The following is a 25,064-nucleotide window of genomic DNA, read 5'->3' as shown; positions in this document are numbered from 1 at the left end:
CAGTTACTCTCGAACCCAAAAGCGGCCCTTCGGCCGCTATATCAGAAATTTCCTTTTTTGGCGAGTCTTCGAGTGCGAGTCGGGCTATTTTCGCGCAGGGTTCGTTCGTGTCTTTTTGCTGTGATTGATTCCAAGAACAATTTGGAGGCACTCCAGGCATTAGCGGAGCGTCGTTTTTCGTATGCCGTACCTCGCTTAGGTAGTGGCGAGCAACCGGCTGTCGATATATCAATCGTTACCTACAACAGCGGAAAATGGGTTGACGGTTTCTTCGAGTCTTTGAAAGCGCAAAACTATCCTTGTGAAAAGCTGAATCTGTTTTTTGTAGATAACGGATCTTCGGATAATACGGTTGCTCAACTTGAAGGTTGGAAAACTCGTTGTGCCGACCTCTTTGGATGCTTCAGCATTACACAGGGAGAAAATATAGGGTTTGGCGCCGGGCATGATCGAGCCATTTCCCTGGGGTCGGCGGATTATTTTCTGGTGAGCAATATCGATATTCAGTTTTCGGTGGATGCGCTAGAAAAAGTTGTCGGCATGGCTTTAGCGTCAGGGCAGGACGATGTAGCGTCTTGGGAGATAAGGCAGGCGCCTTTTGAACACCCAAAATATTACGATCCGGTAACGCTCGAAACCAACTGGTCCTCACATGCTTGTATATTGATTCGTCGTGCTGCTTATGTTCAGGTAGGAGGGTATGAGCGTCAGATATTTATGTACGGGGAGGATGTCGAATTATCCTATCGATTCCGGTCCTACGGGTACCGACTTAAATATTGTCCTGGCGCGATGGTTTATCACTACACCTATGAGCACGAGAATCAGATAAAGCCGCTTCAATTTACCGGCAGCACTTTGGCGAATGCTTACCTGCGGCTGCGTTACGGCAATTTTATCGACAAGGTGGGTGGTATTGCATTGCAGTTTTTATTGCTGCTCAGGCCGCAGGTATATCCGGGATCCCGTCGAGATGTAGTGGGCAGTGTCTTCCGTTTGATAAAAAAGACACCTTGTTTCCTGGCGGGAAAAGGACTGCAAAAGAATGTCAGCTTTCCCTTCCGGGGGTTTGACTACGAAATGATCAGGGAAGGGGCTTTTTGGAATGTTGGCGAAACTTTTGTCGTGCAGCCGTTAGTCACTATTGTCACGCGCACTTATCAGAAGAGGGATGAGTTTTTGAGGCAGTCGATCATGTCGGTGCTCAATCAGACGTATCCTCATATTGAGCTGATTGTAGTTGAAGATGGAGGAGCGACAATGAAGTCGCTTGTCGAAAATACTCCGTTTTCTGAAGGGCGCAATGTACGTTTTTTCGGGTTGGAAAAAGTAGGACGCTCGGTAACCGGAAACTATGGTCTGGAAATGGCATCAGGCAAATACTGCATTTTTCTGGATGATGACGATCTGCTGTTTGCCGATCATGTGGAAGTTTTAGTTGCGGCTCTGCTACAGAATGAGGAAGCGGTGGCGGCCTATTCGCTGGCTATGGAAGTTGGTACGGTCAACGACAGTGGCGGGCGTTATGTAGAGCTTAGTTATGAAACGCCTGATTCGTTTAAGCAGCCATTTGATTATGAGGTGCTACTGGATCATAACTATATTCCGATTCAATCTATTATGTTTGAGCGTGAGTTGTATTTGGAGCGGGGTGGCTTCGAAACAGATATGAGCAACCTTGAGGACTGGAATCTCTGGTTGCGTTATGCTTACAGGAATAAATTTTTCTATGTTCCAAAGACCACCTCGTTGTTCCGAACTCCTGCACAGTCGGACGTGAGGGTTGCTCGCCACAAGCAGCTTCATGATGCCTATCTTGTCGCCAAGAGCCGCGCACTGAAGTCTTGCGAACGTTACCAGTGATTTTCTAGATTGGTTAGTCTTGGTGTCTAGGAGAAGCTGCCTTTTCAGGCAGCTTTTTTATTTTTGCGAATGGCTTGGCGCTCACGATTTAAATTTTTTGACTGGGTGCCGATAGGGTTTGGTCTTCTTGTGTTATGGCGCAGACGCTTGTGGTTTACCTATGAGATTCCCTCGCTTTGCGCCATAAACAATCGGGTAAAATTTGCGCGTTTCTTTGGGCCATGTGTCTACATCCGGCATACGTATTGCCAAGGGAAAACCCGTGTTTCTATGTCGTATTGAGTGATATCATCCGACAGAATATTGACCTCCATGATCATGGGCCAGTTGTCTGATTTTCAGTCGTCGGATTTGTCACGTAGGGCTGCAGGGCAAGGGGCTCAAACCATGCCATCGCTCCGACATGCTGCCTGGAAAGGTAGAGCCGGTTTTTATTCCGGCCACGGTTGTCACCGCCCCGCTGTCATGCGGTTTTGAGGAAGGAACAGTTTTGCCACGCCCTCTTTTCTATGCGACTAACGGTACTCTTGGAGTCAGTTGGTCTAATTTGCGGCGCAGCAGTGGAGCGGACTGTTTTTCCCAAGGAATCGTTTTCTCTCATGAATGGAATCCCCTGATTATGTACAGCTACACGCCGACGTACCTCGAACCGTACGCAGAGGAACGCGGTATTTTCCATCGAAGCTTCTGCTTTTTCTCCTTGGGTATGACCCCCACGCTCGCCGCTCGGTATGCGTGCCGACCTGCATTTTTTTTTGCTGAGGTTTTTGCTTGATGCGCCAGTTCTCTGCCAACCCATTGGAAATGTTCGTCAGTCTCTGGCGAAACGTTGCTCTGATCAAAGCGTCGACAATTCGGGAGGTGCTCGGCAGGTACCGCGGTTCTGCGATGGGGTTGCTTTGGTCGTTTTTTAATCCGTTGCTGATGCTCGCGGTTTATACTTTTGTATTCAGTGCCGTGCTTCGTGCCCGGTGGAGTGTGGACAGTGACTCGAAGACCGAATTTGCCCTCATCCTGTTTGCGGGGTTGATCATTTTCAACCTTTTTTCCGAGTGTATTAACCGCGCTCCTGGCCTGATTCTTGGCAAGGTCAATTTCGTGAAAAAAGTTGTTTATCCGCTTGAGATCCTTCCGGTGGTCGTGTTGGGTTCAGCGTTGTTTCATGCCGCCATCAGTCTCGGTGTATGGTTCATAGCCTACGGGATATTTTTCGGCATGCCACATGCAACGGCTTTTTACCTGCCGCTGATCGTCATCCCTTTTATAATGTTCATCATGGGCGTCAGTTGGGCATTGGCTTCGCTGGGCGTTTACCTGCGCGACGTGTCTCAATTCATAGGTATTTTGACAACTGTTCTGATGTTCCTGAGTCCGATTTTCTATCCAGCGACTGCGCTTCCCGAGGCGTACCGTCATCTGCTGTACCTTAATCCGCTGACGCCAGCGATCGAGATGACCCGGGATGTTTTGTTCTGGGGAAAATTGCCGAATTTTGAAATATTGGGAATCTATTGGATCGCCACTACTTGCATTGCCTGGTTGGGTTTTGCCTGGTTCCAGAAAACACGTAAAGGATTTGCTGATGTCCTCTGAAGTCGCGATTAAGGTTGAGAACCTGAGCAAGTGCTACGAAATCTACGATCAGCCGCGTGATCGGCTCAAGCAATTTATTGTGCCTCGCCTACAGGCCACGGTACGTATGCAACCTAGTCGGTTCTACCGAGAGTTTTGGGCACTGCGTGATGTTTCCTTCGAAGTGAAGAGAGGCGAAACGGTCGGAATAATCGGTTGTAACGGCAGCGGTAAGTCCACTCTTCTGCAGATGATTTGTGGAACGCTGAACCCTACGACCGGCACCGTGAAAACCCATGGGCGCATCGCTGCTTTGCTTGAGTTGGGGTCGGGTTTCGATCCCGAGTTCACTGGACGCGACAACGTTTACATGAATGCCGCAGTCCTTGGGCTGGCGCGGGAAGAGATTGATCAACGTTTCGATGAAATCGCGGCTTTCGCGGACATCGGTGAATTTATCGAGCAGCCTGTCAAAAGTTACTCAAGCGGTATGGTGGTGCGATTGGCATTTGCCGTCCAAGCAATGATTGATCCGGACATCTTTATTGTCGATGAAGCGCTTGCCGTTGGCGACGAAAAGTTTCAACGTAAATGCTTTGCACGAATGGAAGAGCTGAAAAGCCAGGGCACCTCCATCTTGTTCGTGTCGCACTCGGCTTCGAGCATTATTGAACTGTGTGACAGAACCTTGCTACTCGACCATGGCACCCGGCTTATGTACGGTGCGGCACCTCAAGCGGTAAGGGCCTACCAAAAGCTTATTTATGCTCCACAGGCGGAATACAAAAGACTGGTTGAAGCCTACCTCGAAGCGGATAAAACTGGAGAAAACGTTGATCTCCAGAAAACCACCCAGAAACCTCGTGTTGTCTCCGTGGATGTGTCGGAGGATTCGTTTGATTCGGGACTGGTGCCTGAAACCACTGCAATCTATCCAACCCAAGGGGCCGAGATTACGTCGTTCTCGATACTTGATGCCGATGGACGTCAGGTGAATGTTCTGCAGGCTGGCAGCACTTATCATATGCAGGTAGCCGGCCATTTCAGCGAAAGTTTTGACGCAACGTTCTGGGGCATCCATATACGTAATGTTTCTGGCTCTGTTGTAACAGGTCAGCGTTTTCCTGAGGATGGTGCCTATTTTGAACCTGTGAGTGCGGGAAGTGACTTTAATATAAAGTTTTCTTTTCATATGAGCTTGCTGCCGGGCGTTTACTTTGTAGGAGGCGGTGTCTGGTCAAATCAGGAACCAAGCTGCGCTCATCGAATCATGGATGCGATCATGTTTCGAGTTGTATCCGAGGACAAGCTGAACTCATTCGGTTATGTGGATTTGATGGCGAGCGTACCTCAAGCGGAAGTTGGTCGGAAAGCTACGATTTAGCGGTTGGCTGTCGGCTAAAGGAACTAGCCGACCGCTCGACGCAACGCGACGAGTCAAAGGCGACGTTGTTGACTTGTGTAATGGAATAATGGACTCGGAAGTTTGATGCTGCGCTGCAGCATATTCATAAGGTTTATGACGTAAATGTTAAATATCAGTGAATGGCCACCAAGTGACGAAGCCGCAGTGTTCAACTATCTCCGCTGGAGTGGCTATCGTTCGGAGCAGCACAAGCTCTTGTACGTGAGCACACCAAAAGTCGCGTGTACATCCCTTAAATGGTGGTTTGCATCGTTGGTAGGCTGCTCGAAAGCGCTTAACGAGATCACTGATAGTGCAGAAAGCAACCCGGATCAAATCGTGCATGAGATGCACAGGGTCGCACCCACTGTCACGGGACTTGCTCCAGAGGCATTACATGAAGCCCTGACCTCGGACTCGTATTTCCGATTTGCTGTGGTTAGAAACCCGTACAAGCGAATATTTTCGGCGTGGCAGTCAAAATTGCTGTTGCAGGAACCACAACAGGTTGGGCCCTATCTTCAGCGAGATTTTTATCATCAGCCGTTGAAAGATGCGAAGGATATCTCCTTGGCGTTCGAGGGGTTTCTTGAGCACCTTGCCAGTCAGGAAGCGCCAACATTCTGGGATCAACACTGGACTCCTCAAGTCATGTTGTTGCGCCCTGATCTGATCAACTATAGCGTGCTGGCCAAAATTGAAGAGTCATCCCGGCTCAGTAAGGCATTGTCCGAGCACCTCGGTGAGTTCCTTCCTGACCCTTTTGCCGAGCGTCGCGCAAACGAAAGTCTGATTCCTTATCTTCCTGAGTTCGTCACAGAGCGCAGTGCCAGTCTGATCCGGAGTTTGTATGCTGAGGATTTTGCGGTATTGGGTTATGACACCGAGCCACCTAAAGCCAAGGAATCATTTACCCACGATGAGCTCATGCTTGCTTTGCGCGCGATCAAGCTGATCAGGGGGCGCCACAAATCCCTCGGAGAGCGCACTGCGCGAATTGTCACCCTGGGTCAGACAGTTGGCATGCTCGAGGGAAAGGTCGGGTCGCTGAATGCTTCGTTAGTCGAGGGTGCCACACAAATTACCGAACTTCGTCTTCTTGCGGGCAAGCGTGAAGCCGAAATTGCGAACCTCACGCGTCAGATCGATATTCTGAAGGCTCAGGTTGTTGGGGGCGAGGAGAAGATTTCCAGCCTGCAACAGCAAAGGGATTCTGAAGTTGCTGCGGTAAGGCAAGAACTGCAAAAAACTCATAACTCGCACTCCTGGCGTGTGACTTCGCCGTTGCGTAGAGCCAGTGTGCTGGCTCGCCGGACAATCCGCAGGCTGAGCAATACGTCCTTGGGTAAAGCTATCGAAGTCCTGAAAAAACGGCGCTCTCCCGCAGGTGAATCCTCGATTGAACTACTGAACGCCAGTGAGCTTTTCGATGAGAGTTACTACCTTTCCAAGAATCCCGATGTAAAAGATCAGGGTGTTGATCCACTCATGCACTATTTGATCGATGGGTGGAAGGAAGGGCGCAACCCCTCTGCGTTATTCAATACCGAAAAATACCTGCGTGATTATCCAGACGTTGCCGCTGCGGCTGTGAATCCATTGGTTCACTACCTTAAAAGCGGTAGTTTGGAAGGACGGTCTATTGCTGGTCACGCACGCACCTGGACGCGAAAAAAACGTGTAGAGGTGGAGGCCATACCTCGCGTTTTCAAACAGGTTGCTCCGGACGTTATCGCAGAGCAAGTTGAAGTTATTAAGAATTCTGGGTTGTTTGATGCTGATTACTATCTGGCAATGTATCCAGAGTTAAAGAATATTGGTCTGGAGCCTGTTCGACATTATTGTAGTTTTGGCTGGTTTGAAGGGAAAAATCCTTCCGATGACTTCGATACTGTCGGTTATCTTGAGATGTACAAGGATATCGCCGCCGCCAATATAAATCCGTTTTGGCATTACGTTGTTTCAGGTGCCTCGGAACAACGGATCGCGGTGCCGGGAGCGATGATCCGTTATGAAGATGATATAAATTTTGGTCGTGCTAAAAACAGCATAAAACTTTTTGCTCTTTATGTTTTGCCGCAGTGGGATAAGTTTCGCGAGGCGCGTGCCGCCTCCAAAGGCGGGGCTCAGTTACTGCCGAATGACTATCTTGGATTTTATGATCCACTGGATAGCCAAGTTTTGGCCAAGCAGGTGGGACTGGCCAAAGCCCATGGATTGTACGGTTTTTGTTTCGAGTGGAATAGCAGCGAAGGCATTGAAGATAAGCGCCAGCCAGTAGACGTTTTTCTTGATCATAAAAACATTCAATTTCAGTTTTGCGTGAAAATTTCAGAGCAAGAAAAAAAAGTGCCGGTACGTTTGCGTGAGGCTGTTCGCGATCGGCGATATCTGCGTATTGATGGACGTCCTGTCGTTGTAATCGAGTGCTCGGGACGCAACAATTTCGATGTGATCAATGAGCTACACGATCAACTCGTCCAACATGACATTGATGTGTATCTGATCGTTCAGTCGACACAGATTAATGAAACGGTGTGGAGCGAAAAGCTCTCATCGCTATGTGATGGCGTTCTGGAACTGCCAGTAGAGCCTGTTTCAGGTGAGATTGGCACTTTTGCTCCACAGCGTAAGAATGGTATATCCGCTGTTCCTTACTCGGTAATTGTGGCCAATGGCATTACACGAGCGGAAAACGCTCAATCACATTCGTTTCCGGTTTTTAACGGTATTACTTTGGCCAGAGATGAATCTGCATATGATGCAAATTCCCCGCTGGTTTATACTCGATTTTTAGCGCGCGAGTACCGTCGTTGGCTGGATGCGACAATAAAAAGTGCTAAGAATACACACTCCGAAGATCGGCAGTTGGTGTTCGTGAATGCTTGGAATGACTGGAGTCGTGGACTGTTTCTAGAACCTGACAAAATTGCAGGTTTTGGTCGCGTTAACGAGACGAGTCGTGCGTTGTTGGACATCAAGTCAGCGACGTTGATGCCGAAAGTTTCGGTTGTTGTGCCAAATTACAATCATGAACGTTTTCTGCGTAAGCGTTTGGATAGTATTTATGGCCAAACGTACAAGAATTTTGAAGTTATCTTGATGGATGACTGCTCGTCTGATCAAAGTCGCTCGATATTGAATGAGTATGCACAGCGGTTTCCGGACGTAACCGTCACATTGTTCAACGAGAACAATTCTGGTGGCGTGTTCAGGCAATGGGCGAAGGGTATCAAGGCAGCAACGGGGGATCTTGTCTGGGTTGCCGAGAGCGATGATTACTGTGACGAAAACTTTCTTCAGGCTCTTGTTCGCTGCTTCGATGATGAAGCCGTCATGCTCGCCTATGCACGCTGCGAATTCGTCACCAGTGATGAGGTCGTCCAAGAGGGTGAGTTCCACAAGTATGTCAGTGACCTGGAATGCGCAGAGAAATGGACAGAATCGTACGTAGATACCGCTCACAGTGAAGTGCGTTATGCACTGGGGATTAAAAATACGATTCCTAACGCTAGCGGTGTCGTTTTCAAGCGGCCGATAGATTTACCGTTGCTTGATGATGAGGCCTGGCTCTCCATGCGAGTAGCGGGTGACTGGGTTTTTTACCTTCATCTCATTCGCGGAGGCAAAGTCGCTTACTCGGTCGAGGGGACGAATTTTTTCCGCCGTTACGTCGGCAGTGCTGCAGAGCTTACCTATAAGCGAGAAGTCTTTTATCGAGAACTCGGGATGGCAAGCCAGACAGTACAGGCTCTGTACAACGTCCCCCTTTCGGTTCTTGAAATGTGTGAAGAGAGTAGCCAGCGACTTTACGATATTAACGTTGGGAACTCACAACAAGAGTTCTACGCGTGGTATGGGCGCGATGCTATCTCTGAGGCTCGCGCCAATCGCACTCCGAACATCATGGTTTCAACGATTGGCTTTTACCCGGGTGGTGCGGAAATCTTGCCAATCCGCCTAGCGAACGAATTTAAGCGCCAAGGTTTTTCGGTGCTTCTGCTGAGTGCCGGACTTACAGCGCGAGAGGACGGCGTTCGCCGTATGCTACGTGCGGATGTTCCGCTCGTCGAAACGAACGACCTTCATGAGGTGAAGTCGCTTATTCACGAGTTCGGTATAGAAGCCTTGAACAGCCATCAATGGCATACGCAGAAGTATCCAATAAGTCTTCCTGGCGTATTTTCGGAGTTGGGTTCTCACGTTGCTTCCTTGCACGGAATGATCGAGCACGGTGAAGCCTTCGCTGTAACTCATGAACAGCTCAAGGCGGCAAATAGTGAGGTGACTACGTGGGTTTATACAGCTGAAAAGAATATCGTTCCTTTCGCTAATCTTTCTATCTGTGAGAAAGACCCTGAACGTTTCGTCAAAGTACCTAATGGCTTGCAGCCCCCAGCCGTGGTAGCTATCGAACGTGAGCAGTTGGGCATTGCGCAGGACGCTTTTGTACTTTGCTGTGTGAGTCGGGCAATACCTGACAAGGGCTGGGATGAGACCATACAGGCAGTAGCTTTGGCGCGTAACCTTTCGGGAGTCGACATACGTTTGTTGCTGGTCGGTAATGGACCTGTATACGACGAATATTGCCGTGTTGGGGCTCCTGATTTCGTCTGCTTGACGGGATTCAGTGATAACTCGGTCGGACATTATGCCGCGGCGGACATGGGGATTATGCTCACCAAGTTCAAGTCCGAGAGCTTCCCTCTGACAATTGTTGACTGCCTTTTCGCGGGCAAGCCATATATCGCATCCGATGTTGGCGATATTCGAAACATGCTGACGATAGGCGATCAGATGGCCGGTGAGGTAATCGTACTTGAAGACTGGGAGATCCCTATTGAGCATACTGCGAAAGTAATCGCCGATTTTGCCAGCAAAAAAGCAAGGTATGACGAGGTGCTGGGGTTGGTGAAAGAGGTCTCCAGTCGCTACCGAATCGACGCAGTTGCAGGACAATACATTCGTTTGTTCGAACGTGACATCAAAGCCCGCCGGGAAGAGCGAGCTGGCGACGAGTCTGCTTTGGTATCGCCGCCTGCTGTGTAGACGGCGATTAAGGGCTTGCCTTAGGCATGAAGGAGGTTCCACAGTTTGAGCTGGTCAGGCTGTGGAGCGCTTCGCGTCGTCTCATAGGCTCCTTTTGTGCTACATGGCCTGTCACTGCCCCTTTTTTCGCAAAGCTTTGAAACAGCTGATTATCGCAGGGCTACGTCAACTGCTCATCCGACAGCAAATCGAGCCTTTGAAGCATTGGAGATTAATGTTGAAAATATCCGAGAACACCTCCACCTCGAGAGCAATGCGGTCGGTGGTATTGGGCGGTCGCGGCTTCATCGGTACCCATCTGATCGAGGCATTGCTCGATCAAGGGCATACTGTGCGCTGCTTTGATCGCCCTAACGTCGTAGCGTTAGGAGATTCACACACCACCGATACACGTTTTGAGTTGTATGAGGGTGATTTCACCAGCGAGGCTGATATAAGCGAAGCGCTACGAGACTGCGACATTTGTTATCACTTGGTATCGACTACGCTGCCTAAATCATCGAACGCGGATCCGGTTTTTGATATCGAAAGCAATCTGGTTGGAACCATTCGCTTGCTGAATCTTGCCGTCGAGGCCGGTATCAAGAAGATTGTTTTCGTGTCATCGGGAGGAACCGTTTATGGGGATCCCGTTCAGGTACCTATCTCTGAAACGCATCCTACAGACCCGGCTTGTTCGTACGGAATTGCGAAGCTGGCAATCGAGAAATACCTGGCCCTTTTTCATCGCCTGCATGGTCTTGATTACACCGTCTTGCGATTGGCAAATCCATATGGAGAAGGGCAGCGGACACATTCAAGTCAGGGGGCTGTTGCGGTTTTTCTCGGTAAAGTATTGCGTGGTGAGCCTATTGAGATCTGGGGCGACGGGTCGGTGGTTCGTGACTACATCCACGTAGCGGATGTTGTTCAAGCTTTGCTAGCGTCTATTGAGCGCTCAACGGATGAACACGTGTTCAATATCGGCTCCGGACATGGACACAGTTTGAATGAGTTGCTGGATGCGATTGAAAAAATCACGGGACGTGTAGCTGATCGGCAGTACCAGGCTGCACGAGGGTTTGATGTGCCTGTAAGTGTTTTGTGTATCGAGCGAGCGAAGCGTTCGCTGGGATGGGCGCCCGCCGTCAGCTTCGAGCAGGGACTCAAGCAGTTTGTAGCATGGTTGGAGGAGAGTCCTTCCTCGCGAATTGCTTGACAGTCGGACGTCGATTCGCGGTGCAGCCAGACAATCGATTCAACCCGTTGAGGAGTCAACGGGTTGTTTTATTTCCAGCGCAAGAATATTCGCAACAGATTGCTGATGGCAGAAATTTTTTCAGTGTTGTTGCCGGCGGGTGTCGCAGATTTAGTGCATTGCGGTTCGCGGTGCTTATCTTGCAAGAGTAATGGCTTTAATAAAGGTTCGATCATCTTCGCATGCGCTGTCGGATCGTAGTGATGATCGCTGGGATCGGGGTTGCGGAGGGATTCTTTCAGACAACCCGTCTCATCAGTGGAAAGCGTGTCGAAATTCAGGTGGTTTATGCCTTCTTCAAGACAGAAGGCTTCCATCATTGAGTTGAATCTGATGGTCAACCGGGTTCTTTGAGACAGGGAGGCAGTTACTTCCTTTCTCAAGTTGGCAACATCGCCCCATTGCATATCGTCGCGGATAGTGGGGAGCGGAGTGCTGATACAGATTACCTGATTTGTTTTAGCAATCTGCTGCAAAAAGTTCTGGTAGTTACCAACGGCCTTCTCAAGCATTCGCTCCACCGAGCTGCCATGTTTTTGTGCTCGGTACCAGATTACAAAGCCGGTATCGACTTCTCCCAGCATCACTATGACTGTTTTCGCGGTAGTCGTTTGCAGCGCAGCAAGGTATTGCGGCAAGGCTTGAGTAACGGCATTAGGATTCTGCAATCCGGATACAGTTGCACCGCCCACTGATGTCACTTCGAATACATGGTCGGGAAATAGATCTCTCATGTGTTCTGAGCTGAATACCAAAGCGTGAGAGTCGCCGAGCACAAGTACAGAGTTCATTGTCTGGATGGATCCTGATGGGGGTTTCTTTGAGATCACCCGATAGCTGCTAGCTGTCGCGGATGACTCGAACCAGGGAGGCCAGCATGTGGCATGCAGGATGCGATGTGTTGGCGATCCCTGGGTCCGTTAATTACTCAAGGCCGGAATTTTCCGGATACGCTTCGGGCGAGCGAGCTGGCATGTATACGCAATTCGGGGACGGCTGTGGCTTCCCAGAGCCCGGCTTTGAGCATTGGGCCGACGTAACTCAGCCATGAGAGTGCTTTCCCGTCTTTGCACTGCACGCAGAGGCTGTCGTCGACTAGCAAACCCAAACCAAGATCGTCGACAGCAATCAGCCCGTCTCTTATCAATTGTTGAATCAGAGGCTCGTCAATCATGCCTGGATTGGAATTAGGTCCCGTACAGTTGATGATGCGATCAATCTGCAATTGCTCCGTATCACGATGACCGCGCCGCTGCAGAGTAATCAGCGTTTTTCCATCGAATGTTTCCATCGAGCGGATACGCCCGGCTAACGGTATGATTTTTTTCTGTTTGACTGCATCTGCGAAGAACTCATGCGTTTGCGGCGCTACACGATGGCGATGAACATCCCAATAGGGTTGCAGATGACGGAGAAACCTCTTGCGCTCAGTCGTCGGCAGGCGAGCCCACAGACGGGAAGTGATCGGGCGTATCGCAGCAACAACATCGCGCCAATTCAGTCCGAGCGTTTCGCCCGCTTCTACTTGCGATTTGAGGACGCGCAGGTAACTCAATATGGTGGGGGCAGCATTCAGCATTTCATCACGAAAGGGTATCGGTGCCTGCAATCCGCCCTTGTTTGCCCTGTGGGACAGTGGCAACAATCCTCGCCGCGACAGCAAATATATCCGACTGCCGTCGTTCACCTTTCCAAGGCTGGAAATGACGTCCAGAGCCGTGAGGCCGCTTCCGATCAGGAGCACCGATTCACCTTGTTGTTCCATGGCGCTGACCGATCCGCTCCAAGGATTTGCGATGTAGTGCGGTGACTCCAACAGGCTTGCCAGCGCAGCGGGCGTGCGCGGAGGGAAATGGCCAAAAGCCAGAATCACGTGATCGGCAAGGATTCTCTCACCCGAAGACAATTCAATCTGCGCTCCTTGATCTTGCGGTTTGAGCGATACCACTTCCGCACAGATACGTACTACATCGGTAGGGCGCCCGAAGTCTTTTTCTGCATCTTCCAGGAGTGTAGCAAGATAGTCGCCGTACAACTTTCTGGATACGAACGAACTGGAGGTTGTATCGGGTGCCCGGACCTGGCAGTAGCGCAGAAACGAGTCGGGATCATCGACAAGGGCGCTCATATTGCCTGCAGGAACATTCAGCAAGTGTTTTGAACTGCTGGTGCCATAAGCAAGACCCCGCGCAACTGCGCCAGATCGATTGATGATGATCAGTCGGGTGTCTTCGGCGGCAGAGCGCAGAAATTCGATGGCGGCCACAGTGCCACTGAATCCGGCACCGATAATAACTAGAGTTTTCATTAGCGTGATGGCTTGTTGATGAAGTCGATAATACGCCGGGCGGCAGTTTGCAGATCATCTTCCAGTGTGTTGATTACTATCTGCGGATCTTCCGGTGGCTCATAGGCCGAGTCGATGCCCGTGAAGTTGGCAATCAGTCCCTGACGGGCTTTCTTGTACAGGCCTTTCGGATCCCTGCGTTCACATTCATTGAGGGGAGTATCGATGAATACCTCAATGAAGTTTTCTGCGCCGATGACTTCGCGGGCCAACGCGCGGTCACGTTTGAACGGAGAGATGAATGCGGTGATAACGATCAATCCTGCATCAATGAAAAGCTTGGCGACTTCGGAAATGCGTCGTATGTTTTCGATGCGATCCTTGTCGCTGAATCCCAGATCATGGCAAAGACCCAATCGGACATTGTCACCGTCGAGGAGGTAGGTATGACGGTCTTCATTGCAAAGCGCCAGCTCCAAGGCATTGGCAATGGACGACTTACCCGCTCCGCTGAGTCCTGTGAGCCAAATGACAGTAGGTCGCTGATTTTTAATGAGGCTGCGGCGCTCTGCGTTCACTGCGGTTGTGTGAGCTACAAGATTTTCGGACATGTTTTCTCATTAAGCACTGAAAATTGGAAAATGATGTAGGCTTGATGGACGGAGATGCCTGCACGAGCGGTGCGGCCTCCGGTTCCGTGCTTTCATGATCTTTGCCGTGTGTTGATGAAGTGGATCGGCAGGCGAAGGGGGTTCGCAAATCTGAGAGCGCTTTACATTTTCGGTAATGGTGGATTGTAGCTATGCACCCGGCAAATTGCTCGTGCAGAATCGGCCGGAGTCGGTCGATCCAGTGCTAGGGTTGACATGGCGCAATCAACTATTCAGATGATCATTCAAATATTGGGAGTAGAATGCCAGCCTCGACTGCTTAAGGAGGGAGCTGCGTGCTCCGATGGGTGAATGGATAAGGTGCGGACGGTCTTGTTGGGGTTGCCTCGCAAACAAAAACGTTTGTTGCAGGTGCTTACCGATGTCGTATTGGTTTGGGTCGCTTTATGGCTGTCTTTCATTGTACGTCTGGGCGTCGATGATATGTATAACCCGATCAATGCTCATATATGGCTCTTCGCATGTGCGCCAGTTATTGCGATCCCGTTTTTTATACGCTTTGGCATGTACCGCGCTGTCATGCGCTACTTTGGCAACGACGCGCTTATCGCGATCGTCAAGGCGGTCAGTCTTTCCTCATTGATTCTGGCTGTAGTTGTGTTCTGGTACAGCAATCATGAATCTGTTGTTCCTCGTTCGATCGTTTTCAACTATTGGTGGTTGAGCATGGTCATCATCGGTGGCCTGCGTTTGTGTCTGCGACAGTATTTCATGGGCGATTGGTTCACGGCTGCGCAACACGTACCATTTGCAAGTCGTAATGATGGCTTGATAAAAGTTGCCATTTATGGGGCGGGGGTTGCGGGTAATCAGCTTGTAGCAGCGCTTCGCATGGGGCGGGTCATGCGCCCGGTCGCATTTATTGACGATGATCCCGGAATTTCTGATCGGTCGATTTCCGGACTTCAGGTCTATAAACCCAAACACATACAACAAATGATTGATGTGACCGGGGCACAAGAGATTCTTCTAGCTTTGCCATCATCTACCCGCGCACGACGTCGGGAAATTCTGAATGTTCTCGAAGGGTTTCCCCTGCATGTTCGCAGTGTGCCCAATTTCACCGATCTTGCCAGCGGTCGCGTCAAGGTTGAGGATATTCAGGAAGTCGATATTGCTGACTTGCTGGGACGCGATTCAGTTCCCGCGCAACCCGACCTGCTCGCTCGCTGCATTCACGGCAAAACCGTCATGGTCACCGGCGCCGGGGGATCGATTGGTTCGGAGTTATGTCGGCAGATCTTTGCGTTACGGCCTACGATTTTGATTTTGTTCGAGCACAGTGAGTTCAATCTCTACAATATTCTGTCAGAACTGGAGCAGCGGGTCTGTCGGCAGTCGGTCTCTATCAGATTGTTACCGATCCTCGGTTCAATTCGTCATCAAGACAAGTTGTTGGATGTCATGAAAACATGGAAAGTCGAGACGGTTTACCATGCGGCGGCCTATAAGCATGTACCTATGGTTGAGCACAATATTGCCGAAGGTGTGCTGAACAATGTGATCGGAACGCTCAACACAGCCCAGGCAGCTTTGCAGTCTGGTGTATCGAACTTTGTGCTGATCTCTACGGACAAGGCCGTTCGCCCGACCAATGTAATGGGCAGCACTAAACGTCTAGCCGAGTTGACTTTGCAGGCTTTGAGCCGTGAGGTTGCGCCTGTGCTGTTCGGAGACAAGTCCAATGTTTCCCGCGTCAACAAAACTCGTTTCACAATGGTGCGGTTCGGCAATGTGCTGGGTTCCTCCGGCTCTGTGATTCCGTTGTTCCACAGCCAGATCAAGTCCGGTGGTCCGCTGACGGTCACGCATCCCAAGATCACCCGGTACTTCATGACCATCCCCGAAGCCGCACAGTTGGTCATCCAGGCCGGTTCTATGGGGCAGGGCGGGGATGTCTTCGTTTTGGATATGGGTGAGCCGGTAAAAATCGTCGAACTGGCGGAAAAAATGATCCACCTGTCCGGCTTAAGCATCCGTTCCGAGCGCAATCCTCAAGGCGACATCTCCATAGAGTTCACCGGTTTGCGTCCAGGCGAGAAGCTGTACGAGGAGTTGCTGATCGGCGACAACGTCGCAGCCACGTCGCATCCGATGATCATGAGCGCCAATGAGGATCATCTTCCTTGGGATGTCCTAAAAGCCCGATTGAGTGAACTCCTGAAAGCCGTCGAGGCCGACGACTACACCCGCGTCCGCCAACTCCTGCGCGAAACCGTCTCCGGCTACACCCCCGATGGCGAAATCGTCGACTGGATCTACCAGCAACGCCGCCTCGAACCTTGATTATTTCACATCCTGTAACGCTCGCATTTTTGACTTCCCTCCATCATGACCTACGTTTGGAGAGCAGCTTGGGAAAAGCTGCTTTCTCAAACGATGATGGAGCGTCACTTATGCGTACCGGTTATTTCTACTCGCTGATTTTTGCTTTCCTCACCAGCGCCTCGATTGCTGCGATTGCTGCCCCTGTAGCGCCCGCCGAGACAACAAAGACGCCTTTGCTGATGGATGCGGCTGCGCCCTCGGCAAGCGCGAAGGTCGATCTCAATGGCGCGGATGCGGCGACGTTGCAGAAGGAGTTGGCAGGGGTGGGTGAGGCGAAGGCGCAGGCGATTGTTGCGTATCGCGATACAAACGGTCCGTTCGCGTCGGTGGATGAGTTGCTGGAAGTGAAGGGGATTGGCAAGGCGATTCTGGATCGCAATCGTGAAAAGCTGGAAGTGAACTAAGCTGACAGTTCAACGCCGAGAGGCCGGTCATTGACCGGCCTTTTTATTGGGTGCCGATCTGGTGGATGTCTGAATGCTAAAAATTACGGCTATCATATTGTGTCTTGATTATGCCTATAATAATTTCGCTCGGGACTGATTCAGCAGCCGAATCGAAGCACACCGATGCACGTCGAATTTTGAATTGATAAGGGGTAACCACGATATGAACCAACGTCGAGTCGTCGTCACGGGCATGGGCCTGGTTTCACCCTTGGGCAGTGATGTTGAAATTGTCTGGCAGCGCTTGCTGGCCGGTCGTTCCGGGTTGCGCAATCTGCCTGACGCTGTGGTGGCTGATCTGCCGACCCGGGTCGGCGGCAGTGTGCCGACGGTGGAGGAGGATGCCGAGGCCGGGTTTGATCCGGATCGTGCGACGCCGCCCAAGGAACAGAAGAAGATGGATCGCTTCATCATGTTTGCCATGGAAGCGGCGCGGCAGGCGCTGGAGCAGGCCGGCTGGCATCCGGGGGACGCTGAAAGCCAGGAGCGCACTGCAACAATCATCGGCTCGGGTGTCGGTGGTTTCGGTGCGATTGCCGATGCGGTGCGTACCACCGACAGCCGTGGTCCTCGGCGTTTGTCGCCGTTCACCATTCCATCGTTTCTGGTCAATCTCGCGGCGGGTCATGTCTCGATCCAGCATGGCCTCAAAGGGCCGTTGGGTGCTCCGGTTACCGCATGTGCCGCCGGGGTTCAGGCGATCGGCGATGCAGCGCGGTTGATCAGGGCGGGGGAGGCGGACATCGCAGTATGTGGCGGTGCTGAAGCTTCGATCGATCGCGTCAGTCTCGCCGGTTTCGCGGCGGCGCGGGCGTTGTCCAGCGGCTACAACGACACCCCGGAAAAAGCTTCGCGTCCCTTCGACAGTGGGCGCGATGGTTTCGTGATGGGCGAGGGCGCCGGTCTATTGGTCATCGAGTCGCTGGAGCATGCGCTCGCACGGGGTGCGAAGCCGTTGGCCGAACTGGTTGGCTACGGCACCACGGCCGATGCCTACCATCTGACCGCCGGGCCGGAAGACGGCAGTGGCGCTCGCCGGGCGATGCAATTGGCACTGGCTCAGGGCGGTGTAACGCCGGAGCAGGTGCAGCATCTCAACGCCCATGCGACGTCGACGCCGGTCGGTGACCTGGGCGAGTTGGCGGCGATCAAGGCGTTGTTTGGCACGCAGAACAAGATCGCCGTGACTTCGACCAAATCCGCTACCGGTCATTTGCTCGGCGCGGCGGGTGGGCTGGAGGCGATTTTCACGCTGCTGGCGATTCGTGATCAGGTGGTGCCACCAACGCTCAACTTCGAAAACCCGGATCCGGCGAGCGAAGGGGTGGACATCGTGCATGGCGAGGCGCGCTCCATGTCGATCGAATATGCCTTGTCCAACGGCTTCGGTTTTGGCGGGGTCAATGCGAGCGTGTTGTTCAAACGCTGGGAAGGTTAATCGCTCGATTGCTTGAGATGCTCGCGGGTGACGTCGAGGATGCGCTGAGCGAAGTCGGCATCCGCGACGCTGCGTGACAGCAGCAGGGCACCGGCCAGGGTGGCCATGATGACAATGCTGCGATCGGCGCTGTTCTCGCCTTCGAGCGTGCCTTGAATTTGTTCGAGGCGAGCATTGAGAACTTCGTCGCTGGTGGGGCTTGGCTGGCCACGCAGGCCCAGCTCCGAGGAAATGGTCAGCAGCGGGCAGCCTTCGTCGGGCGAGGTCTGATGCCACTCTGACAGGTAGGTGTCGATGAACACTTGCAGAGGGTTTTCCTGCGCGAAGATTTCTTCGCACAGGCCCGCGACTTGCTCGCCGGCCTCTTGCAGGGCTTTTTCGACCAGCTCTTCCTTGGATTTGAAGTGTGAGTAGAAACCGCCATGGGTCAAGCCCAGGGCTTTCATCAGAGGCTGCAGGCCGGTGCCGCCGATACCGTCCTTGCGAAATCGGGCGGAAGCCTCCTTGATGATGCGTTGATGGGTCTGGGCTTTGTGATCTGGCGAGTAACGCATGTGGAGCTCTCCGCGACGATGCTGCCATCTTAACCACGGAAGATTAAATGGTGACTGTACTTCTAAAATCTAAACAGCCTGCGGGTAAGTCCGATCGTGCTGAAAAAACAAACCCCGCCATTGCGGCGGGGTTGGTATCAGCGGTCTTGTGCATCCTTGGCATCCGCTTCGGCATTGCGCTGTGCGACGCGCTTGCGTTCTTCATCGGTCAGTTCGACCTTGTTGGCGGTGTCGCGCAACATCATCAATCCGCCGACAATCGAGCCGATCGCAACGACCAGAATCAACCAGGCATACCAGGGCATAACGGCTCTCCTTAATGGCAGCTCGACGGGCGAGGACTTCGCCGTGCGATGCTGCATACCACCTTTGAGCGAAACGACTTCGCAGTGGTTCCATTCTAGGCCGCTTGCACCCGGTGCATCCGAAATTCCTGTAGGAGCTGCCGAAGGCTGCGATCTTTTGATCTTGAAAAGCAAAGATCGCAGCCTCGTTTCACTCGTCAGCTCCTACAGGGGACGAGTCGTTACAGGCCTGTGAGCATGGCATCCGCCGGCGCATCGGCGCGCAGTTGCCCGGTGAGCATGAAGTAGCAGAACCCCACCGCCATGAAACCGAGGAAAATCAGCCCGATCAGTGTGTTGAACCACGCCATCGCCACCAGGCAAACCACCGCCAGCACCAGCGCGATCAGCGGAACCAGCGGATAGCACGGCGCGCGGAAAGTACGCTCCAGATTCGGTTCTGATTTACGCAGTTTGAACAGGCTGAGCATGCTCATGATGTACATCACGATGGCGCCGAACACGGCCATGGTGATCATCGCGGCGGTGAGTGTCATGCCGCCGAGGTTGATCAGTCCGTCGCTGTAGATCGCCGCGATGCCGATCAGGCCGCCAGCGATGATTGCGCGGTGCGGGGTCTGGAAGCGCGAAAGTTTTGCCAATGAGGCGGGCAGGTAACCGGCGCGGGCGAGGGCGAAGAATTGCCGCGAATAACCAAGGATGATGCCGTGGAAACTGGCGACCAGGCCGAACAGGCCGATCCAGACCAGCATGTGCAGCCAGCCGGAGTTGTCGCCGACCACGGTTTTCATCGCCTGCGGCAGTGGGTCGTTGATGTTGGACAAGGTGCGCCAGTCGCCGACGCCGCCAGCGAAGAACATCACGCCCATTGCCAGCAGCACCAGCGTCAGGATGCCGCTTATGTAGGCTTTTGGGATCGTGCGTTTCGGGTCCTTGGCTTCCTCGGCGGCCATGGCGGCGCCTTCGATGGCGAGGAAGAACCAGATTGCAAATGGAATTGCCGCGAACATCCCGGCAATTGCCGGCGCGCCGAAGACGTCGGAACCGGCCCAACCATTCAGCGCGAAGTTGCTGAAGCTGAACGCCGGCGCGACCACGCCCATGAACACCAGCAACTCAGCCACCGCCAGCACGCAGACGATCAGCTCGAACGTCGCGGCCAGTTTCACCCCGAGAATGTTCAGGCCCATGAACACGATGTACGCCCCGACCGCCGCGTGTTTCGGGTCGAGTGCCGGAAATTGCACATTGAGATACGCGCCAATCGCCAAGGCAATCGCTGGCGGGGCGAAGACGAATTCGATCAGTGTGGCCAGTCCGGCGATCAATCCGCCTTTTTCGCCAAACGCGCGGCGGCTGTAGGCAAACGGCCCGCCGGCATGGGGAATCGCGGTGGTCAGTTCGGTAAAGCTGAAGATAAAGCAGGTGTACATGGTCGCGACCATGAATGAAGTCACCAGAAAACCCAGCGTACCGGCCACGCCCCAGCCGTAACTCCAGCCGAAATATTCCCCGGAAATCACCAGCCCCACGGCAATGCCCCACAGGTGCAACGTGCCCAGCGTGGGTTTGAGTTGTGTGTTCATGCGCTTGCTCCCGCAATGGTTGGAAAGCTCAGGGGAGGGCGTGTGCAGTGGGCGTGCCATTACGCTGAAACAAGTCGTAATGAGTTCAAAGCTGTCGCAGCGGGGATGATTGGCGCTGGATGTGCGGGTTTTGTGCGCCAGTTGGGAGCAGCGGAGTCTGTTATGCCGCCTTCGCGGGCAAGCCCGCTCCCACAGGTTTCTGCGTCGTCCGCTGAATTTGATTCCACCGCATAACCTGTGGGAGTCGGGCTTGCCCGCGATGAGGCCCGACCTGACGCTGCAAAAACCTGCTGTAACGCCGGCATAAACCCACTCTTTACGCTTTCTTTATGACCCACGCCGCGCCTCGCTCTCGTTCCTTTACAGCCTCCTTCCCGACAATCGCTGCACACACGGCAATACGCCGTTACACGGAGATCTTCCATGAGCGTTCTGGACGGGGTGTCACTGCTGTTGGCAGTGGGGCTGTTCATTTATCTGTTGGTTGCGCTGTTGCGCGCGGACCGGAACTAGGAGCGGCTATGCACAGTTATGACTATTGGCTGATCCTCGGGTTTTTTGCGCTGGTCCTGCTGCCGGCGCCGTTCCTTGGGCGCTTCTATTACAAGGTCATGGAGGGCCAGCGCACCTGGCTGACGCCGATTCTCGGCCCGGTAGAGCGCGGTTGCTATCGTCTTGCCGGGGTCGATGCGCAAGCGGAGCAGAGCTGGCAGAAGTACACGCTGGCGCTGCTGGCGTTCAACCTTGCCGGTTTCCTGCTGCTGTTTGCGATTCTGCTGTTCCAGGATCACCTGCCGCTGAACCCGCAAAACCTGCCGGGCCAGGAATGGACGCAGGCGTTCAACACCGCAGTCAGTTTCATGACCAACACCAACTGGCAGTCCTACAGTGGTGAGGCAACTCTCAGCTACCTGAGCCAGATGGTCGGCCTCACCGTACAGAACTTCGTCAGCGCCGCCACCGGCCTCGCCGTGCTGGTCGCGCTGTGCCGTGGCATCGGCCGTAAGTCGGCGCAGACCCTCGGCAACTTCTGGGTCGACATGACCCGCGCCGCCCTCTATGGCTTGCTGCCGCTGTGCCTGCTGCTGGCGCTGTATCTGGTCTGGCAGGGTGTGCCGCAAACCTTCGCTCAGTATGTAAATGCCGTGACCCTGCAAGGCGTCGATCAGGTGATCCCGCTCGGCCCGGCCGCCAGCCAGATTGCGATCAAGCAACTGGGCACCAACGGTGGTGGTTTCTTCGGGGTCAACTCGGCGCATCCGTTCGAGAACCCTACTGCGTGGAGCAACCTGTTCGAAGTCGCTTCGATCATCCTGATCCCGGTGGCGCTGGTGTTCACCTTCGGCCACTACGTCAAGGACCTGCGTCAGAGCCGCGCGATCATCGCCTGCATGCTGGCGTTGTTCCTGATCGGCGGTGCGACATCGTTGTGGGCCGAGTATCAGCCGAATCCGACCCTGAACAATGCCGCCGTCGAGCAGACCGCGCCGCTGGAAGGCAAGGAAGCGCGCTTCGGTACTACCGCGACGGTGCTGTGGTCGGTGACTACCACGGCGGCTTCGAACGGCTCGGTGAACGGCATGCACGACAGCCTCAACCCGCTGAGTGGCATGGTCGCGCTGGTCAACATGATGGTCGGCGAAGTGATCTTCGGCGGTGTCGGTGCCGGGCTCTACGGCATGTTGCTCAACGTGCTGATCGCGGTGTTCCTCGCCGGTCTGATGATCGGTCGTACGCCGGAATACCTCGGCAAGAAACTCCAGGCCCGCGAAGTGCAATTGCTGGTGGTGACGCTGCTGGTGATGCCGGTCGGCGTGCTGGTGCTCGGCGCGATTGCCGCCACGGTTCCCAGCGCTGCGGCAACCATCAGCAACCCCGGCGCGCACGGCTTCAGTCAGTTGCTCTATGCCTACACCTCGGCGAGCGCCAACAACGGTTCGGCATTCGGTGGCCTGGGCGCGAACACGCCGTTCCACAACCTGATGCTCGGCCTGGGCATGTTGATCGGCCGCTTCGGCTACATCCTGCCGGTGCTGGCACTGGCCGGTAGCCTGGCGATGAAGAAAAGCGCACCGGTCGGCCAGAACAGCTTTCCGACTCACGGCCCGCTGTTCGTGACCCTGTTGACCGTGACCATTCTGCTGGTGGGCGGCCTGACGTTCTTGCCGACGCTGGCGCTCGGTCCTATCGCCGAACATTTAAGTATGGGCTTCTAAGGAATCCATCATGAATATGCCTGCAATCAAACCCGCCGCCGTCAAAGCGCCGGAACAAGCCAAAACCGCGATCTCGGCCCTGTGGCGTCCGGCGCTGGTGCAAGCCTTCGTCAAGCTCGACCCTCGGCAATTGGCGCGTTCGCCAGTGATGCTGGTGGTCGAACTGACGGCGATTTTCACCACCGTGCTGTGCTTCCTTCCGGACGCTGATGTGCCGACCTTCGTCGCCGCGCAAATCGCCCTGTGGCTGTGGTTCACCGTGCTGTTCGCCAACTTCGCCGAGGCCCTGGCCGAAGGTCGTGGCAAGGCCCGCGCCGACAGCCTCAAGGCCGGCAGCGAAGGCCTCAGCGCCCGTTGCCGCCAAGCCGATGGCAGCTTCAAGATCGTGCCGGCTGCCAATCTGCGCAAGGGCGATGTGGTGCGAGTCGAAGCCGGGGAAATGATCCCCGGTGACGGCGAAGTCATCGAAGGCATCGCGGCGGTCAACGAAGCGGCGATTACCGGTGAATCGGCGCCGGTGATCCGCGAGTCCGGCGGCGACCGTTCCGCCGTCACCGGCAACACGCGGCTGGTGTCCGACTGGCTGCTGGTGAAGATCACCACCAACCCTGGTGAATCGACCCTCGACCGCATGATCGCCCTGGTCGAAGGCGCCAAGCGTCAGAAGACCCCCAACGAAGTCGCGCTGGATATCCTGCTGATCGGCCTGACCCTGATCTTTCTGCTGGTGGTCGTCACCCTGCAACCGTTCGCGCACTTTGCCAATGGCAGCCTGCCGCTGGTGTTCCTCGTGGCGTTATTGGTCACGCTGATCCCGACCACCATCGGCGGTCTGCTGTCGGCCATCGGTATCGCCGGGATGGATCGGCTGGTGCGCCTGAATGTGATCGCCAAGTCCGGCCGCGCGGTGGAGGCGGCGGGTGACGTGCATGTGCTGTTGCTCGACAAGACCGGCACCATCACCTTCGGTAACCGTCGCTGCAGTGCCGTATACGCGGCGCCGGGTGTGAGCGGCCGTGAGCTGGCCGAAGGCGCGTTGTTTGCTTCGCTGGCCGACGAAACCGCTGAAGGCAAGTCGATCGTCGAGTTCCTCCGTGGCCTGCATCCACAACCGGAGCCGGCCCCGGAAACCCTGACCGCCGTGCCGTTCAGCGCGGAAACCCGCTTGTCTGGCGTCGATTATCAGGGCCGCGTGTATCGTAAAGGTGCGGTGGATTCGCTGCTGGCGTTTCTCGGTCAGCAACGTAGCGATCTGGCCCCGGCGCTGGCGCGGGAAATCGACAAGATTGCGCAGAGCGGTGGCACGCCGTTGCTGGTCTGTGCAGACGGTAAGTTGCTTGGCGCGATCCATCTCAAGGACGTGGTCAAACCAGGCATCCGCGAGCGTTTTGCCGAGTTGCGCAAACTGGGAATTCGCACGGTGATGGTCACCGGCGACAACCCGCTGACCGCTGCTGCGATCGCCGCTGAAGCAGGCGTCGATGATGTGCTCGCCGAAGCCACGCCGGAGAAGAAACTCGCGCGCATTCGTCACGAGCAGAACGACGGTCGCCTGGTCGCCATGTGCGGCGACGGCGCCAACGACGCCCCGGCGCTGGCCCAGGCAGACGTCGGCATGGCCATGAACGACGGCACACAAGCGGCACGCGAAGCGGCGAACATGGTCGATCTCGATAGCGACCCGACCAAGCTGCTCGACGTGGTGCAGATCGGTAAGGAATTGCTGGTGACCCGTGGCGCGCTGACGACCTTTTCCATCGCCAACGACATCGCCAAATACTTCGCGATTCTGCCGGCGCTGTTCGCCTCGATTTACCCGCAGCTGGGCGTGCTGAACATCATGCATCTGAGCAGTCCGCAGAGCGCGATTCTCTCGGCCATCGTCTTCAACGCTTTGATCATCGTTGTGCTGATTCCACTGGCATTGCGCGGCGTGCGTGTGCAAGCAGCGAGTGCGGCGGCGTTGCTGCGGCGCAATCTGCTGATCTATGGCGTCGGCGGGATTGTCGTGCCGTTCTTGGGGATCAAGGTGATCGACATGCTGCTTACGGCGTTGCATCTGGTGTAAGGCTGAAAAGAGCCCCTCACCCTAACCGTCTCCCGGGGG

General features: G+C 54.2%; 17 protein-coding genes. 11 read left to right on the top strand and 6 right to left on the bottom strand.

Translation table 11 applies throughout. The features are described 5' to 3' along the window. Nucleotides 1-120: 120 nt before the first annotated feature. The 5 genes from AB4N85_RS13710 to AB4N85_RS13690 all read left to right on the top strand — a co-directional run bounded on the left by AB4N85_RS13710 (nt 121) and on the right by AB4N85_RS13690 (nt 11,087). Entirely contained in the window at nt 121-1,863 is a 1,743-nt protein-coding gene (locus tag AB4N85_RS13710) for a glycosyltransferase family 2 protein (RefSeq protein WP_191636999.1), read from the top strand. Nucleotides 1,864-2,637: 774 nt separating this feature from the next. After that, the gene (locus tag AB4N85_RS13705; RefSeq protein ID WP_252868062.1) at nt 2,638-3,456 is read left to right on the top strand and encodes an ABC transporter permease; all 819 of its coding nucleotides are present in this window, start codon (nt 2,638-2,640) and stop codon (nt 3,454-3,456) included. Continuing rightward, nucleotides 3,446-4,819: an ABC transporter ATP-binding protein gene (locus tag AB4N85_RS13700; protein ID WP_150637726.1), complete on the top strand. Its 1,374-nt coding sequence runs from the start codon at nt 3,446-3,448 to the stop codon at nt 4,817-4,819. The genes AB4N85_RS13705 and AB4N85_RS13700 overlap by 11 nt, the downstream gene beginning before the upstream one ends. Before the next feature lie 144 nt (nt 4,820-4,963). Next, nucleotides 4,964-9,889 (top strand): glycoside hydrolase family 99-like domain-containing protein, encoded by a 4,926-nt coding sequence (locus AB4N85_RS13695; RefSeq protein WP_150637728.1) that lies wholly within the window; start codon nt 4,964-4,966, stop codon nt 9,887-9,889. Nucleotides 9,890-10,103: 214 nt separating this feature from the next. Further along, nucleotides 10,104-11,087, top strand: coding sequence for an NAD-dependent epimerase/dehydratase family protein (locus tag AB4N85_RS13690; protein WP_224787286.1), 984 nt, complete (start codon nt 10,104-10,106; stop codon nt 11,085-11,087). A gap of 68 nt (nt 11,088-11,155) precedes the next feature. Here the strand turns inward: AB4N85_RS13690 and AB4N85_RS13685 are convergent, their stop codons facing one another. The 3 genes from AB4N85_RS13685 to cysC form a co-directional block, all read right to left on the bottom strand. Then, nucleotides 11,156-11,917 carry an SGNH/GDSL hydrolase family protein gene (locus AB4N85_RS13685; RefSeq protein ID WP_224787287.1) on the bottom strand — a complete coding sequence of 254 codons (762 nt, stop codon included), beginning with the start codon at nt 11,915-11,917 and terminating at the stop codon, nt 11,156-11,158. 137 nt (nt 11,918-12,054) lie between these two features. After that, complete coding sequence (locus AB4N85_RS13680) at nt 12,055-13,434, bottom strand: FAD/NAD(P)-binding protein (RefSeq protein WP_252868061.1); 1,380 nt, start codon at nt 13,432-13,434, stop codon at nt 12,055-12,057. Then, the gene (cysC, locus tag AB4N85_RS13675; RefSeq protein WP_150637731.1) at nt 13,434-14,024 is read right to left on the bottom strand and encodes an adenylyl-sulfate kinase; all 591 of its coding nucleotides are present in this window, start codon (nt 14,022-14,024) and stop codon (nt 13,434-13,436) included. The genes AB4N85_RS13680 and cysC overlap by 1 nt, the downstream gene beginning before the upstream one ends. A gap of 351 nt (nt 14,025-14,375) precedes the next feature. On the opposite strand from cysC, the gene AB4N85_RS13670 reads away from it, so the two are divergent. From AB4N85_RS13670 to fabF, 3 genes are all read left to right on the top strand, one after another. Beyond that, nucleotides 14,376-16,370, top strand: coding sequence for a polysaccharide biosynthesis protein (locus AB4N85_RS13670; RefSeq protein ID WP_150637733.1), 1,995 nt, complete (start codon nt 14,376-14,378; stop codon nt 16,368-16,370). Nucleotides 16,371-16,480: 110 nt separating this feature from the next. Further along, nucleotides 16,481-16,816 carry a ComEA family DNA-binding protein gene (locus AB4N85_RS13665; RefSeq protein WP_252868060.1) on the top strand — a complete coding sequence of 112 codons (336 nt, stop codon included), beginning with the start codon at nt 16,481-16,483 and terminating at the stop codon, nt 16,814-16,816. A 205-nt stretch (nt 16,817-17,021) separates the two neighbouring features. Further along, on the top strand, nt 17,022-18,296 hold the full coding sequence (gene fabF, locus AB4N85_RS13660) for a beta-ketoacyl-ACP synthase II (protein WP_252868059.1): 1,275 nt from the start codon (nt 17,022-17,024) through the stop codon (nt 18,294-18,296). Here fabF and AB4N85_RS13655 read toward each other — a convergent pair. The 3 genes from AB4N85_RS13655 to eat form a co-directional block, all read right to left on the bottom strand. Further along, entirely contained in the window at nt 18,293-18,850 is a 558-nt protein-coding gene (locus AB4N85_RS13655) for a TetR/AcrR family transcriptional regulator (RefSeq protein ID WP_041478311.1), read from the bottom strand. The two genes, fabF and AB4N85_RS13655, sit on opposite strands and share 4 nt — an antisense overlap. Nucleotides 18,851-18,987: 137 nt before the next feature. Continuing rightward, nucleotides 18,988-19,155 (bottom strand): DUF2897 family protein, encoded by a 168-nt coding sequence (locus tag AB4N85_RS13650; protein WP_016770901.1) that lies wholly within the window; start codon nt 19,153-19,155, stop codon nt 18,988-18,990. Nucleotides 19,156-19,376: 221 nt separating this feature from the next. Next, nucleotides 19,377-20,741: an ethanolamine permease gene (eat, locus tag AB4N85_RS13645; protein WP_016770900.1), complete on the bottom strand. Its 1,365-nt coding sequence runs from the start codon at nt 20,739-20,741 to the stop codon at nt 19,377-19,379. 423 nt (nt 20,742-21,164) lie between these two features. Here eat and kdpF point away from each other — a divergent pair, with 423 nt between their 5' ends. Genes kdpF through kdpB form a run of 3 tightly spaced genes read left to right on the top strand, consistent with a single transcriptional unit; the run spans nt 21,165 to nt 25,025 of the window. Then, nucleotides 21,165-21,254, top strand: coding sequence for a K(+)-transporting ATPase subunit F (gene kdpF, locus AB4N85_RS13640; RefSeq protein WP_007899818.1), 90 nt, complete (start codon nt 21,165-21,167; stop codon nt 21,252-21,254). A gap of 8 nt (nt 21,255-21,262) precedes the next feature. Beyond that, nucleotides 21,263-22,957 carry a potassium-transporting ATPase subunit KdpA gene (gene kdpA / locus AB4N85_RS13635; RefSeq protein WP_252868058.1) on the top strand — a complete coding sequence of 565 codons (1,695 nt, stop codon included), beginning with the start codon at nt 21,263-21,265 and terminating at the stop codon, nt 22,955-22,957. Between the two features lie 10 nt (nt 22,958-22,967). After that, on the top strand, nt 22,968-25,025 hold the full coding sequence (gene kdpB, locus AB4N85_RS13630; RefSeq protein WP_252868057.1) for a potassium-transporting ATPase subunit KdpB: 2,058 nt from the start codon (nt 22,968-22,970) through the stop codon (nt 25,023-25,025). The last annotated feature ends 39 nt before the right edge of the window (nt 25,026-25,064 follow it).

This window comes from Pseudomonas sp. H1_G08, from assembly GCF_054681355.1.
Note: the sequence above shows the minus strand (reverse complement) of the source record. Positions and strands in the feature narration are given on the sequence as shown.

What these genes read in the sequence shown, in the direction of transcription:
- AB4N85_RS13705 (WP_252868062.1), top strand. Translation starts at nt 2,638, where the DNA reads ATGCGCCAGTTCTCTGCCAACCCATTGGAAATGTTCGTCAGTCTCTGG.
- AB4N85_RS13700 (WP_150637726.1), top strand. Translation starts at nt 3,446, where the DNA reads ATGTCCTCTGAAGTCGCGATTAAGGTTGAGAACCTGAGCAAGTGCTAC.
- AB4N85_RS13695 (WP_150637728.1), top strand. Translation starts at nt 4,964, where the DNA reads ATGTTAAATATCAGTGAATGGCCACCAAGTGACGAAGCCGCAGTGTTC.
- AB4N85_RS13690 (WP_224787286.1), top strand. Translation starts at nt 10,104, where the DNA reads ATGTTGAAAATATCCGAGAACACCTCCACCTCGAGAGCAATGCGGTCG.
- AB4N85_RS13685 (WP_224787287.1), bottom strand. Translation starts at nt 11,917, where the DNA reads ATGAACTCTGTACTTGTGCTCGGCGACTCTCACGCTTTGGTATTCAGC.
- AB4N85_RS13680 (WP_252868061.1), bottom strand. Translation starts at nt 13,434, where the DNA reads ATGAAAACTCTAGTTATTATCGGTGCCGGATTCAGTGGCACTGTGGCC.
- cysC (WP_150637731.1), bottom strand. Translation starts at nt 14,024, where the DNA reads ATGTCCGAAAATCTTGTAGCTCACACAACCGCAGTGAACGCAGAGCGC.
- AB4N85_RS13670 (WP_150637733.1), top strand. Translation starts at nt 14,376, where the DNA reads ATGGATAAGGTGCGGACGGTCTTGTTGGGGTTGCCTCGCAAACAAAAA.
- AB4N85_RS13665 (WP_252868060.1), top strand. Translation starts at nt 16,481, where the DNA reads ATGCGTACCGGTTATTTCTACTCGCTGATTTTTGCTTTCCTCACCAGC.
- fabF (WP_252868059.1), top strand. Translation starts at nt 17,022, where the DNA reads ATGAACCAACGTCGAGTCGTCGTCACGGGCATGGGCCTGGTTTCACCC.
- AB4N85_RS13655 (WP_041478311.1), bottom strand. Translation starts at nt 18,850, where the DNA reads ATGCGTTACTCGCCAGATCACAAAGCCCAGACCCATCAACGCATCATC.
- AB4N85_RS13650 (WP_016770901.1), bottom strand. Translation starts at nt 19,155, where the DNA reads ATGCCCTGGTATGCCTGGTTGATTCTGGTCGTTGCGATCGGCTCGATT.
- eat (WP_016770900.1), bottom strand. Translation starts at nt 20,741, where the DNA reads ATGAACACACAACTCAAACCCACGCTGGGCACGTTGCACCTGTGGGGC.
- kdpF (WP_007899818.1), top strand. Translation starts at nt 21,165, where the DNA reads ATGAGCGTTCTGGACGGGGTGTCACTGCTGTTGGCAGTGGGGCTGTTC.
- kdpA (WP_252868058.1), top strand. Translation starts at nt 21,263, where the DNA reads ATGCACAGTTATGACTATTGGCTGATCCTCGGGTTTTTTGCGCTGGTC.
- kdpB (WP_252868057.1), top strand. Translation starts at nt 22,968, where the DNA reads ATGAATATGCCTGCAATCAAACCCGCCGCCGTCAAAGCGCCGGAACAA.